Source organism: Okeania hirsuta, assembly GCF_003838195.1.
GTDB lineage: Bacteria > Cyanobacteriota > Cyanobacteriia > Cyanobacteriales > Microcoleaceae > Okeania > Okeania hirsuta.
In genome coordinates, this window is record NZ_RCBY01000021.1 from 26,424 (window position 1) to 40,965 (window position 14,542).

Annotated in this window: 9 protein-coding genes; 4 read left to right on the forward strand and 5 right to left on the reverse strand. The window is 38.8% G+C overall.

Annotation, left to right across the window (positions count from 1 at the left end; translation table 11 throughout):
- Positions 1–745: 745 nt before the first annotated feature.
- Both D5R40_RS05905 and D5R40_RS05910 read right to left on the reverse strand, forming a co-directional pair.
- Positions 746–1,126, reverse strand: a complete 381-nt coding sequence (locus tag D5R40_RS05905; RefSeq protein WP_124145390.1) for a DUF2784 family protein — start codon at positions 1,124–1,126, stop codon at positions 746–748.
- A complete protein-coding gene (locus D5R40_RS05910) occupies positions 1,126–2,544 on the reverse strand; it encodes an aldehyde dehydrogenase family protein (protein WP_124145389.1) in 1,419 nt (472 codons plus the stop codon). Before D5R40_RS05910 ends, D5R40_RS05905 begins: the two co-directional genes overlap by 1 nt.
- A gap of 15 nt (positions 2,545–2,559) precedes the next feature.
- On the opposite strand from D5R40_RS05910, the gene D5R40_RS05915 reads away from it, so the two are divergent.
- Entirely contained in the window at positions 2,560–2,757 is a 198-nt protein-coding gene (locus D5R40_RS05915; RefSeq protein WP_124145388.1) for a hypothetical protein, read from the forward strand.
- Between the two features lie 73 nt (positions 2,758–2,830).
- Here D5R40_RS05915 and miaA read toward each other — a convergent pair whose 3' ends face one another.
- Together miaA and D5R40_RS05925 are read right to left on the reverse strand one after the other, a co-directional pair.
- Positions 2,831–3,754: a tRNA (adenosine(37)-N6)-dimethylallyltransferase MiaA gene (miaA, locus tag D5R40_RS05920; protein ID WP_205127394.1), complete on the reverse strand. Its 924-nt coding sequence runs from the start codon at positions 3,752–3,754 to the stop codon at positions 2,831–2,833.
- Positions 3,733–5,550, reverse strand: a complete 1,818-nt coding sequence (locus D5R40_RS05925; RefSeq protein WP_124145387.1) for an ABC transporter ATP-binding protein — start codon at positions 5,548–5,550, stop codon at positions 3,733–3,735. Before D5R40_RS05925 ends, miaA begins: the two co-directional genes overlap by 22 nt.
- A 132-nt stretch (positions 5,551–5,682) precedes the next feature.
- Here D5R40_RS05925 and D5R40_RS05930 point away from each other — a divergent pair, with 132 nt between their 5' ends.
- Both D5R40_RS05930 and D5R40_RS05935 read left to right on the forward strand, forming a co-directional pair.
- Positions 5,683–7,002, forward strand: a complete 1,320-nt coding sequence (locus D5R40_RS05930) for a sulfotransferase (RefSeq protein WP_124154358.1) — start codon at positions 5,683–5,685, stop codon at positions 7,000–7,002.
- 218 nt (positions 7,003–7,220) lie between these two features.
- Complete coding sequence (locus D5R40_RS05935; protein ID WP_124145385.1) at positions 7,221–8,252, forward strand: class I SAM-dependent methyltransferase; 1,032 nt, start codon at positions 7,221–7,223, stop codon at positions 8,250–8,252.
- A 173-nt stretch (positions 8,253–8,425) separates the two neighbouring features.
- On the opposite strand, the gene D5R40_RS05940 is transcribed toward D5R40_RS05935, so the two are convergent.
- A complete protein-coding gene (locus tag D5R40_RS05940; RefSeq protein WP_345789231.1) occupies positions 8,426–10,261 on the reverse strand; it encodes an alpha-amylase family glycosyl hydrolase in 1,836 nt (611 codons plus the stop codon).
- Between the two features lie 619 nt (positions 10,262–10,880).
- On the opposite strand from D5R40_RS05940, the gene gyrB reads away from it, so the two are divergent.
- Positions 10,881–14,129, forward strand: a complete 3,249-nt coding sequence (gene gyrB, locus D5R40_RS05945) for a DNA topoisomerase (ATP-hydrolyzing) subunit B (protein ID WP_205127393.1) — start codon at positions 10,881–10,883, stop codon at positions 14,127–14,129.
- Positions 14,130–14,542: the final 413 nt, after the last annotated feature.

A 14,542-nucleotide genomic window follows, 5' to 3' on the forward strand; every position in this document is an offset into this window, starting at 1 on the left:
AGTAGGGAGTAGGGAGTAGGGAGTAGGGAATATATTGAAACTTACCTTACTATTGAAGTAATAAGATAGGTTTTTTCAACTAACTCCTACGACCTTCTTCACATCATATTATCGCTGAAAAAATGTAAGCATTCAGCTATTAGCGTTCAGCGCTTCAGATGCATGAAAGAAAGAATCAAGCAATAACCAAGGTTAGCTGAAAGGACTATTTCATTTCCTGCGGAATGCTGCGCAAACATCACTTTTCATTATCCTTGAATACTAATTACTTTTTCCAAGATAATTACTTAATAACTCATAGCTGATAGCTGACCGCTGAATGCTTACGAAAAAATATATAATATTATGTCCGGTTGAATAGTTATAAATAACGAGAGAGGAGTCAGGAGTCAGGAGTCAGGAGAAACGGGGAATTTAGAGGAGGTAGAAGTAAGAATTGTTCCTCAAGTTTTCAGTCCTTGATTTGCCCAAAATGCGCTCCTTTTTGAACGTTTTAAACTAAAACAAGCGCATTTTCTTGGGATCTCAGAAGACACTTACCTTTATCTGTCAATGCTTTGATAGTTAATCAGCAAATCCTAATTATCCGGACATAATATACAGTGGTTTCCTTTGCTATGAGGTACAGTCCAATCTTCTTAGTTTTTGACTTCTGAATTCTGCCTTAAAATAAGGTGTGCCTGATTACATTGGAAAGTGCTGTAAGTACCACCTACCACCTAAAACCTACTACCTACGACCTTCTTCAATAGCCATAATAATACAGATAAAATTTATAACCTCCAATACTCCAACAGGAAAAAATCGTGAAATAAATCAAATATTTTAAAAAGTTATCTGCTGGTACAAAACCGCATAAATTTAAAAACAAAGATTTCACAAATTGACCCTGTTGTTCTGACTTTTGTTTGTTAGTTTCACCTAATAGATAATTTTCCAGATTTGTCAATATACAAGTTTCTTGATTTAGTTGCCATTGAATCACCATTAGTGGTATCCAAACTAAATAAATCAATAACAATTTATTAGGTAATAGCCATCCAGTCAAGGTAAAAATCAAGACAGAAGTATGTAATATTTTGAGCAAAAAAACAATTAATTTTTTATCCAGAGATAATTCATTCATCAACTTTTAAACCACCAAGGGTTAATTATAGAATTTACTTTACTTAAAATCGATTTTTTCCGCATAAATCTTTTCATACCATCAACTCCCATTCGAGAAGCACCTAAACCGGAAAACTTAAAAGAATTTTTTTCTCCTTCATTGATAAATGCTGTTAAACCCGCATCATTAATACTAATACCTCCAGCATTTATCTGACTAGCAACTGCTAAAGCTTCAGCTTCAGAACCAGCAAAAACAGCAGCACTTAATCCATAAATTGTATCATTTGCTAATTTTACCGCCTCTTCAACAGTAGTAAAAGACATCACAGGTATTATTGGTCCAAAAGTTTCCTCAGTCATTATTTTCATACTATGATTTACATGATTTAAAACTGTGGGTAAACACCAGAAACCACCATCTAAATTTTCGACATTTCCTCCACAATGAATAACCGCACCTTTAGCCACAGCATCTTGTAAATGTTCTCTAATAATCTCAGCTTGTTTTGTGGAAATAATTGGTCCGATTTCTCCAGATTCAACATTGGGATAAGCTAATTTCAGACCTTTAGCTTTTTCGGTAAGTTTAGTAATAAATTCTATCAAAATTGATTCGGCCACATAAATACGTTCAATTGATAAACATGACTGCCCCGCATTAACAACTGAAGCCCATAAAAGTGCCGATGTTGCTAACTCTAAATCTGCTGAAGCTAACACTATTGCCGGGTCTTTACCTCCCAATTCTAAACAAGCTGGAATAAATCTTTTTGCTGCTGCTTCGGCAACTTTTTTACCTGTGGCAACACTACCAGTAAAACAAATAAAATCTACATATTCTATTAAAGCTGCGCCAGTTTCTCCAGATCCTTCAATATAAGTAAAAACATCACACAACAAGGGAATATTAGCAATAGTGTCTAACAGAGGTTGGATAAATCTCGGAGTAATTTCACTTGGTTTAATTGCCACAGCACAACCAGCAATTAAAGCTGGAATTGCATCGATTAAAGAAAGTAATAAAGGAAAATTCCAGGGACTAATAATACCAACTAACTGATAAGGTGAAAATTGATTTTGTAGTTGAATAAATTGAATTGTTGTAGTTTTGGTTGACTCAGTTGATAAGAGTTGCGGTGCTAACTTACACCATCTATCTATACTATTAGTCACAGAGTCCATTTCTAGTCTTGATTCTATTAGTCTACCTGTATCATTTACTAATGCCTGTATTAGTTTTTCCCGATGAGAAAATATAGTTTCTTTCCATTGTTGTATTGCCTGAATACGTTGTTCTATTCCACACTTTTCCCACTCAATTTGAGCAGATCGTAAATTAAGACATTTAGTAGCAATTTGTTCTACAGTTGGTTGGGTAATGAAATAATCATTTATACCAGTGCGCGGGTTACGAATTTTCATTTGATTGACCATATTAAATCAGGGGGTTTGGGACATTTTAGTTGGGGATTATATCAAATTTGGTTGAATACTTATTATATAGTTGGGGGAGTAGGGGAGATTTACGGCAGATTTAAGGTAAATGAGGTACAAATTATGAATGGTAGTCAGATATATAAAAGGTGCATATTCCGCACCCTAAATCGTCAATTTAATCGACAAGGAACAGCAGAATCTCTGATATAGAATTCGGTTATACAGTATGTGTTTATAATTCTATAACTACTTCAATATTCAATCTCCCCTACTCCTCCACCCCTTAGTCCCTACATGATATAAACTCCTCCACTTGCTCCCAAACTTTATCTAATAAACCTGTTGCTGCTGCATCAAACCATTCAATTTCTGGGTACGCTCGAAACCAAGTCCGTTGTCGCTTGGCAAACTGACGAGTATGTAAAACTGTTGCATCTATCGCCTCAGTTAAACTAATATCCCCTGCCAAATATTGTTTCATCTCTGCATAACCCAATGTATCTAACAATGGCAACTCCGCACCATATTTTTCACACAAAAATTTGACTTCCTCCACTAACCCAACTTCCACCATTTTATTAGTCCGATAACGAATACGATCGCCCAAAACTTCCACATCACAGTCTAACCCGATCTGCAAAATAGGATAATTTGGTGGGTTTTCTCCCTGCTGTTGAGAAATGGGTTTCCCACTCACATAAAAAACTTCCAATGCTCGCAAGGTTCGTACCGCATCATTAGGGTGAATTTTTTGAGCAGCAATTCCATCAACTTGTTGTAACATTTCGTAACATTGTTTTTGACCTAAATCTGCTAACTGCGATCGCAACTTTTCATTAGGCCCAACTCTAGGAATCTTTAAACCTTTAACTACTGCCTTAATATATAGACCCGTACCCCCCACTAATAAACTCGGATATACCACATCAGTTTGACTAATTAAATCTTGTGCCTGTTCCTGATATTCTGCTAAAGTCAAAATCTCTGTGGGTTCACAAATATCTACTAAGTAATGAGGTACTAATTCCCGTTCTTTTGTAGTTACTTTTGCCGTTCCAATGTTAAAATATTTATACACTTGACGAGAATCTGCACTAATAATCGCCGATCCTAGTCTTTGGGCTAAATCCAAGGCTAATCCAGATTTACCTGTAGCAGTAGGCCCACAAATAGTAATTAACATTATTAACCAGTTTGAACCTTCCATAGGTTAGCATAAACTCCCGCATTTGCCAATAAGTCTTTATGCTGGCCAAATTCTACTATTTTACCCTTTTCCATAACGTAGATACAATCAGCATTACGGATAGTAGATAGACGGTGGGCGATCGCTATTGTTGTCCGATTTTGAGTAATCCGTTCGAGCGATCGCTGAATAGATACTTCTGTTTCGTTATCCACTGCGGAAGTTGCCTCATCCAAAATCAAAATAGGTGGATTCTTCAAAACAGCTCTGGCAATAGCTATGCGCTGTCGCTGGCCTCCCGACAACTTCTGACCCCTTTCGCCCACTATTGTCTGATAACCTTCTGGAAGTTGCACAATATAATCGTGAGCTTCTGCCACTTTCGCTGCCTCAATTATCTCTGCCTCCGTCGCCTCAAAACTGCCGTAGGCAATATTCTCTGCCACTGTACCGTGAAATAAGAATAAGTCCTGACTCACTAACCCAATACAGCGACGTAAATCCTTTAACTCCAACTTTTGTAATTCGATGCCATCTAATAAGATACTACCGGATTGTGCTTTGTAGAAACGCAGCAGAAGTTTAACTAAAGTGCTTTTGCCCGAACCTGTAGAACCAGCGATGCCAATAGTTTTTCCAGTGGGCACTCTCAGAGAGAAATTTTCCAGCAGCGGTGGGCGATCGCGATAACCAAAAGTAACGTTGGAAAATTCTACTTCGCCGCGCACTTTATTCCCTGGTAAAGATATTTTTCCAGAAGGAGTCGTTAGTGGTGTATCAAGCAGATTCATTATTCGGGCAGTGGATGCCATCGCACGTTCGTAGAGGTCAAGAACATTTCCCATTATTACCAAAGGCAATAGTACTTGTTGCGCTAGTAATATTAACGTACTGTAGATTCCCACTGACAGTTTCCCTTCCACCACCTCCATCCCACCAAAAACCATAATGCCTGTAAAAGATAGAACTATAACCAGGCGAATTAGAGGTGTAAAAGCCGCCGAAACAGCGATCGCCCGTTCGTTACTTTCCCGATAAGCTTTGCTTTCTGCCGCTACACGCTCGACTTCATAATCTTCAGCAGTAAAGCTTTTGATAGTAGTCATTCCCGTCAAATTATTGTTCAACCGACCGTTAAGCAAATCTACCTTTTCCCTGACTTCTGCGTAACGAGGAGCTAAACCGCGCTGAAAAGCAATGGATACAAACCCGACTAGGGGCATGGGTATTATTGCCATCCAAGCAACGCTTGGGGCTAAACTTAGAAAAGTTATCATCACAAAGATAATCGTTATCGTTACCTGGAGTATTTGATTGATTCCGACATCTAAAAAGCGCTCTAGTTGGTTGATATCGTCGCTGACGACGGACATCAACCCCCCGGTGCTGCGGTCTTCAAAAAACTCCATTTCCATTTGCTGTAAGTGTTTGTAACTATCTAAGCGCAAGTCATCTTCTATTCTCTGGGACAGATTCCGCCACAACCTCGCTTGGGCATATTCAAAGATAGATTCTAAGGACCGAATTGTTGCTGTAGCTAGGGATAATACTAATAACTGTAGGAAAATATCTTTAACTCCCAATCGAGCTATAAAAGAATCTTCTTGTTTGACAATTACATCTACCGCAGCTCCCACAGTCACTGGGGAGACCAGGCTCGATATTTTATTGAGTATAGAACACAAATTCGCCAGCCAGAATTGTAGGCGATAGTTCTTGGCATAGTCAATTAAGCGCTTTAGGGAATTGACATTATTTTTCGACGATACCTCTACTGTTGGCTCTTTTGAATCTGTTTCTATTTTTAAGGTTTCCATAACTCTTGCTTGTTCATTGTTCCTATTTTTTAAGATACAGCTCGAAGTTTCAGTTCAATTGCTTGACAATTTGAGTTCGAGATGTTAATTTATCAGAAACTTGCTATTTGACTCTACCATAACTTGACTTTTATGAAAACCAATACCGAAAATTTGTCCTCAACTACCCCTCCCATTTTCATTCTCTGCTGCGAGCGCTCTGGCTCATCACTACTTCGCTATATTTTAGATACACATCCAGATATTGCTAGTCCTGCTGAACTCAATTTAGCAAAATTGTGTCGTTCCCTATATGTTTTTATTGAAAGTACGATGGGGCAAATTTCTAGTTGGTCGGAAGAATCCCAAAAAAAACACGCCATAGCTGAGGAGGTAAGACAAATTATATTTAGCGTGATGACAAAATATGCGAAAAGTAAAAACAAGTTAATGTGGTGTGAAAAATCGCCAAGCAATATAGATAATGTTGCTTGGCTCGAAACAGTATTTCCAGATAGCAAATATATATGTTTGCACCGTCACGCTATGGACGTAGTTCAGTCTTGTCTTGAAGCCACGAAGTATTCGTTTATGCCAGAGCAATTAAGCTATGTTTGTCGTAATTCTGGAAATATTGTAGGTGCAATGTTAGAGAATTGGATTGTGAAAACAAAAGCTCTTTTAGAATTTGAGAAGAAACATAAAACTCAATGTTTCCGAATTAAGTACGAGTCTTACGTTCTCAATCCAGGTCTATCTTTGGGAACTATGTTTGAATTTTTAAATGTTTCTTGGGATGAATCGCTCTTGGAAAAAGTATTCTCGGTTCAGCATGATGGAGGTTTTGAAGATCAGAAGTTGCAATTTTCTCAGAGCATTCATTCACGATCGATAGGTAAGGGAGCAACGATTAAACGTAGATTTATTCCCAATGATCTACTAGGACAGATGAACGAGCTGCTTGCGGAACTAGACTACCCGATAGTCGATACGAATTGGGATAGCGTTCTATCCCTAGACAATCAACTCAATTCAGATTCAACGTTAGAAACTTTGACTTCCACTTTAGAGGATATTTTTACACAAATCTTTCCCCCACGTTTACAGGAACTGAAAGAAGCACTGGAAGGTAATCCTGTTATCTATCAAATAATAGTCGTGGGTAAAAATGCCGGAATTTGGACAATTGATTTGACTAAGCCTAAGAATCAAATAAGTAAAGAGAAGGCGGAACGAAATGCCGATTGTGTGGCTCGAGTTTCGGCAAAGGATCTGGTAGAGCTCGTTAATGGTAATACCAATCCAGTAGAGTTGCAAATGCAAGAAAAACTTCAGATTACTGGCGATGCAAAACTAGCCGAAATATTCTGCTTGTTTTTAGTGGGGCGATTACAATCGTATCAATCATCGGTAAGTTGCTGGTGGCAAAGACACTCTACTGATATTGAGGAAAGCCACAAATCAGCCTTATAGAACCAGCAGGCACGGCGATCACTCAAAGATGCTCCCGATTCGAGCAAAGTAGTGCGCACTTCAGAGTGAGACGAAAGACTTTATTTATAGGAAATACAGTAATTTTTTCGACCATCTTGACAAAAGCATTGCAGAACTTCTACTATCACAAATAGCCTTCGGCGATCACTTAGAGAGTCAGGATGATTTTTCAGCAACTACCTTTATAAAGGAGAAAAATGACAAAGGAATATCGTTACAAAAGTAAAAACCCAAACCATCCTTATGTAAAGGAGTACATTCACCAAATCACAGAAGGCGGTACCGGGTTTGTTTGGGAAGAATTTCAGAATAAGGTTCTTCAAAACTGCCAAACAATTTACGACTGTGGTTGTGGTTTGGGTAGGCTTTTTCACAATCTTTCCCACGCCGATGTAATTGTTGCTGCCGAGTTAGATCCGCCACGATTTAAACACGCAGTCTTAAAAGCCAAGGCAATTGTAGAAAAAAATTCTGAATTGGAAGCTATGTTAGACCAGAGGGGAGATAAATACGATGCCTTATTAGATGAAATTGACAAAAAAGAATATCATTTCGGCAACTTTCATCTATTCAATAATAGCATGACTGAGGTGGAACCACTACGAGAATATGCTCCCTTCGACACTATCATTTCGGGTCAAGTTTTTCCTCATGTGACATTTGATTTGGTTCAGGGAGCGCTTTCAGCTTTTTACTCTTTGCTGAAATCTGAAGGAATCTTGACAATATTCACAACCAAAACAAAGGGCGAGCCATTGCAACACCTAAAAAGTAAGAGAGATGGTTCTCCTTTGTTAAAAATTGGCAGAAAGGAGTTTGCTGACGTATTTAAGTCGGAAATGGGAAAAGTTTTACCCATCAGATATTACAGTTTTGACTTGTTTAAATCAATTCTACAGAATCCTTTTTCAGAATCTATGAAGGAAATTTTTGCAGAAGAATTCGCTACAGCATCAAGTGAAGTGAATCCCTCATTCCAAATCATTGATTGGGTTGTTTATCGAGGAGAACAGGTAAACGGTTTTTATGAGGATTATGACAGGGCACAGAAACTACTGGGGATTCAGTGTCCGATTCAACCAAGGGACTTTGCCAAATCTGAGTTTGATGAAAGAACGGTAAAATTATTAAGAAGTTTTGCTGCTTGGATTGAGTCAAGTATAAATAAATATGATTGGAAAGAAGGTTTGCTCACAGATATGATGATTCTGGCTAAAAAAGCCAAATAAGATTGCTGGAGCTAGGGGAGGATATGAAGCAATTATCATATCCTCCTTCAACCCTACCTACTTACCGAAAATTTGTGGGTATGCGCCTCCCTTTTTAAAGGATAAAAAAAGAGACTACTCCTTATATCAAGCCTCCTTATTCCAGAGGTACTGATAACTAAAATGACTAGCTCTTAATACGCCCAACTATCATACCATTTTACCGTTCCTTGGTCTGCTAATATCCAAGAACGGTTGACTAGATTTTCTCGCAGGGGTGGTAAATTTTTCCGCAACAAAACATATTTATAAACAATTCTCCTTCCCGCACTTTCATTAAATGGAATCTCCCCAAACCAGGTATTTTGATTAATATACTCCAATGGATATGCTTTGCTAAGATCCCAATTGCCTAACTCTGGACAATCTCCGGTTACGACTACAGTTTCCCCTATTTTAGTAGCTATCCCATTTAACTGTGCCCGCACTATCATTTTTCCTTTGACGTGGTTACCAATATAGCTAAGGACAATCCCTTGCTTAGGCCCCAATTCCAATTTCAAAATCTTACCATCCTTGACTACAAACTGGCGATCGCTAACAAGGCAACTATACTCCCCATCTTTCAACTCTGTATCTTCTAAAGAAAGCTCCACTTTATGTTCTGTCCTATTCATTGCTACCAAGCAGCGAGAATCTTGATAACGTCGCAGATAGCAGTAAATATCGGCAGAAATATACTTTTCCACATGACTTCCCAGAGACACTGCCGGATTTAGTCGTCGCAACTTGGATAACAAATGCAAATCCTGATAGAGTCGAGTAGAACAATCCCACTTTTCCATCATCGGGCGATTGTAAGGTTCTTCTCCACCATTAGTATCGTTGTGGAGATACTGTTCCGTGCCGTAAGTAATGCAGGGAATTCCACGACAGGTCATAATCAGAAGCGTCGCTAGTCGTAATATATCTGGGTCGGGATTAATACTTTGAAATCGGGGTATATCGTGGTTGTCAATGAAGGTAATTAATTCTGTTGCCCTATTATAGTAATAATCTGCCTCAAAGACATTGTGAATCAAGTTAAATCCCTCCGGTGCTTTTTCAGCTAAGGCCGAGCGAATTGCTCCACACAAACAATAATCCAGAATCGACATTCCCGATTTATTAGTTAAGTTAGCCGACTTGCCATCCCAAGGGTGACATGGTATGCCAACTTCTCCAAAAACGAACAGAGAGGGTTTATGGGCCTGCATATCCCCAACAAATTCCTGCCAAAACCAGAGTGGCATATGTTTGACAGTATCAATTCGTAAAGCATCCACGCCCTTATCTAGCCATTCCTTAATTGCCGATTTAATATAACGGCGAAAGTCTGGGTTTTCTTCATTAAATGTTGCTAACCCTGAGATTTCACAGTAAAGTTGCTGCCATTCGTCATGCCAATCTGTAATTGTTTCGTTGTGATGATACCAATTATTGACATCGTTATGAAAGTCTGCTATTTTCACTCCATCATCGTAGAGTTCACCTTTGCAATCGTTAATATCAGGACTACTGTGGTTACAGACAATATCTAGGATTAGTTTCATGCTTCGAGAGTGCATTTCAGCAATCAAGCGATCGAATACTGTATAGTTGTTCAGAGTAGTCGATTCGCCCTTGTTAAGAAAACGCGGATTAAGTCGCTTAAAATCCCGTGGCCAATAGCCATGCAGGGCTGTCATATCACACCACATTCCTTCTACCTGTTCAAATAGGGGGGAAATCCAGATGGCTGTAATTCCCATTCCTTCCAAGTAATCGAGTTTATCAATAATCCCTTGTAAATCTCCGCCCCAATATTTGCACCAATGCTCTTGAGTCGGGTCGTAATATTCTGGGTTAAGTGCTTCATGTTTAGTTAGGTCACCTTCATAAAAGCGGTCTACTAATATAAAGTAAATAGTTTCTTGGCGAAACTCGATGGAAGGACTAAAAAAAGTCTCTATTTTGTCTTCGCAAACTGTTTGACCGTTTGAAGCAGCCAAACTATTTGTTTTGGACTTAAACTCAACACTGTAGATCATTAGCAACTTCTAGGGTTTTTTTTGGGCACATTTGATCTTTTCAGTGGTCATGCAAAATTAATTACATATCTATAACAAACTGAATTATTTGTCTTCTCAAGAATTTGACATCCTCCCCGGCCTAAAGGCACGCAGATTTTATCTTAGTCTAGTACAGCTATCACAGGCAAGATGTTTGTGCTACAAAGGTCTATATTTCCTATTTAGAAAGTAGCATCAAGGGAATTATCTCATTATTGATGGCTTGCTGATTAAAGATCAAAGCATTGAAATATAAAGGTTGTAGCATTTTAGGGACAATTTTTCCGACTATCTTCTCTATAATTCCAATTTCTCCTGACTTCTGACTTCTGACTCCTGACTCCTAACCTCTTTTAATTTTAGTTTTCTCCAAAAATCTCATCTTCCCTTCAATCCAAAATCAAAAACATAAAATCAATAATCAGGTACATCCCCTAAATAAATTTATCCTCAGAATAGCCCAGAGTCGCTTTTAAGGCTTTTATGTTATAATTTAGTAGAACTTTATCATTTTTTGACAAAAGTTGCGATTAAAGCCATTATTAGGAGGGATATTGCTATGGCCAGCAGCGATTATGGCGCTGAACAAATACAAGTTCTCGAAGGTCTCGAAGCGGTACGCAAGCGACCAGGAATGTACATCGGTACCACAGGGCCTCGTGGACTACATCATCTAATCTACGAAGTTGTCGATAACTCTATCGATGAGGCGCTAGCTGGTTATTGCACCCACATCGAAGTCGATCTGAATGAAGATGGTTCTGTTAAAGTTACAGATGATGGCCGGGGAATTCCGGTGGATACCCATTCTAAAACAGGTAAGTCAGCTTTAGAGACAGTTATGACTGTCCTCCACGCTGGAGGTAAATTTGGTGGTGGTGGTTATAAAGTTTCTGGGGGATTACACGGAGTGGGGGTTTCTGTGGTCAATGCTCTGTCAGAGTGGGTAGAGGTAACGGTTTGGCGTGATAAAAAGACACATATCCAAGGTTATGAGCGTGGCAAACCTACTGGTAACCTGAAATCTAAGTCTAATAAAGAAAAGCGCACGGGTACATCAGTACACTTTCTCCCGGATGAACAAATTTTTACTACAGGTATAGAGTTTGACTACAATACTATTGTTGGTCGTCTGCGAGAACTAGCATATTTGAATGCAGGTGTCAAGATTACGATCACAGATCACCGCCTAGAATTAATCAAAAGTGATGAACCACGAGTTGAATCTTATTGTTATGAGGGTGGTATCAAGGAATATGTTGTCTACATGAACCGGGAAAAGCAACCTTTGCATGAAGAGGTGATTTTTGTACAAGGGGAAAAGAATGATGTACAAGTAGAAGTTGCTTTGCAATGGTGTGTGGATGCTTTTAGTGATAATGTTCTTGGTTTTGCCAATAATATTCGGACTATTGATGGCGGTACTCATTTGGAAGGGTTAAAAACTGTTTTAACCAGAACTATGAATGGTATTGCTCGTAAGCGAAATAAACTCAAAGAAAGTGATTCTAATTTGGGTGGTGAAAATGTCCGGGAAGGTTTAACGGCAGTTATTTCTGTAAAGGTTCCCGAACCAGAATTTGAAGGTCAAACAAAGACTAAGTTAGGCAATACTGAAGTTAGAGGTATTGTTGACTCTTTGGTAGGAGAAGTTTTAACTGAATATTTAGACTTTAATCCTCAAATTGCTGATGCAGTTTTAGAGAAGGCTATTCAAGCTTTTAAAGCAGCAGAAGCAGCTCGTCGAGCGAGGGATTTAGTTAGGAGAAAATCAGTTTTAGAATCTTCTCCATTACCAGGAAAACTAGCCGATTGCAGTACGAAAAACCCTGAAGAATCCGAGATATACCTGGTCGAAGGAGACAGTGCCGGGGGCTGTTGGCTAAAAAATCAACAAATTGCTTTAGCTGATGGACGTAATCTCAGCTTTGGAGAAATAGTAGCTGAACAAGCTGAGGGTAAAGAACATTTTTGTTACACAATTAATGAGAAGGGATATGTGGCAATTGAAAGGATAATTAATGCGAGAATGACGAAGCAAAATGCCAGAGTTATTAAGATAATTTTGGATAATGATGAAACTCTAATTTGTACTCCAGACCATCCTTTTATGCTCAGAGATGGTAGTTATAAACCAGCAGCTTTATTAACACCAAATGATGCTTTGATGCCTCTGTATCGAAAGTTATCTCAAAAGACAAAAACTGGTCAGGGATTAGATGGTTATGAAATGGTTTGGAACCATAAAAAAGAAAAGTGGATTTATACTCATTTATTGGCAGATTTTTATAACTTGAATGCAGGAGTATATAAGTCAGGAGATGGCAACCATCGTCATCATGTTGATTTTAATAAACTGAATAATAATCCTACCAATATTCAGCGACTTCCAGCAGAGGATCACTTGGCATTACACAGGGAACATCTTGAATTCACTTTACATCGTCCTGATGTTAAGGAAAAAAGTCGTCAAGCTCATACAACTGATGAATTTCGGGCGAAGATGAAGGAACGAATGCAGGAACCTGAGACGCGAGAAATTTTATCACAACAAGCTAAAGCACAGTGGGAAGTTGATGAGTATAAAGCTTTTATGGTTCAGAAATGGCGGGAGTTTTATGATAGCAATGAAGAGTATCGTGAACAAAATCGCGAACAGTTAATGAAAGCACAGCAGGAATATTGGAGTAAAGCTGAGAACTGTGAAGCTCGAGCAGAACAAGTGCGGGATTATTTTGCTAATAACCCAGAAGCACGGGAAGCAGCTTCTGAAGTAGCAAAACAGCAATGGCAAGATGAAGATTTGTTGGAGTGGCGACGGCAAAAAACTAAGGAACAGTGGACTCCTGAATTTCGTGCCAAGCGTCGCGAGGCGTTAAATCAAACTTACTATCGCAAGACTCTTGAGGCGTTGCATAAGGTTTACCAGAGTTCTCGTTTCATAGATTTGGAATTGTATGATATTTATCGTCGTCGCGAGAAGGATAAGTCGATGTTGAAGTTTGAGACTTTCTGCGACCGCTATTTTGGAGGAGACGAATTTTTAGCGCGGGATGCTATTCGTAATTATAATCATCGGGTTGTTTCTATTGAACCTCTGGAAGAGCGACGGGATGTTTACGACATTGAAGTTCCTAATACTCATAACTTTGCTTTAGCTAGTGGAGTTTTTGTGCATAATAGTGCCAAACAAGGTCGCGATCGCCGTTTCCAAGCCATATTACCGTTGCGGGGTAAAATTATCAACATTGAAAAAACGGATGATGCTAGGATCTACAAAAATAATGAAATTCAATCAATGATTACAGCTTTAGGTTTGGGTATCAAAGGTGATGAGTTTGATGTGAGTCAACTACGCTATCATAAAGTAATTATTATGACTGACGCAGATGTTGATGGTGCCCACATCCGCACGTTGTTGTTAACATTTTTCTACCGATATAAACGAGCGTTGGTAGACCAGGGTTATGTATATATTGCTTGCCCTCCTTTATATAAAGTAGAGCGGGGTAGGAATCATTACTATTGTTATAGCGATCGCGAACTCAACCAACTCGTTCAAAATGAGTTTCCTGCTAATGCTAACTATACTATCCAACGGTTTAAAGGTCTCGGTGAAATGATGCCAGGACAACTTTGGGATACGACAATGAATCCAGAAACTCGGACTTTGAAGCAAGTAGAAATTGAAGATGCTGCGGAGGCGGATCGGATATTTACAGTATTGATGGGCGATCGGGTTGCTCCCCGGCGTGAGTTTATTGAAACTTATGGACCAAAATTGAATATTACTGACCTGGATATTTAGTAAAAAATAGGGATGACAAAGGTTCTTTTTGAGCAATTCTCGTAGAGACGTTTCATAGAAATGTCTCTACATTTTTTTTCACATTTATGTCTTGAAGAAAGCAGAAGGCAGAAGGCAGAAGGCAGAGGTCAGAAGGTCTAATACCATTTTGAAAAAAAAATGTTACGAATAATAAGTGTGATTAAAAGACAAGTGCAGGAAATGTCCCTTTGACAGAAAAGAGAATTTATGACCTAAAAACTGGTATTGAAACCATTCCCGTGTGACTTAGTCCTCCTGAGTTCCCCTCCTGAGAGGGGTTAGGGGTGGGTTGATTTCTCAGAAATACCCTAGCTATTTGTAGCAAACATTTATCAATTTGGTATAATTGCTCATGGATAGTCTTCTACACGCCATTGAGTGTCTTATCATCC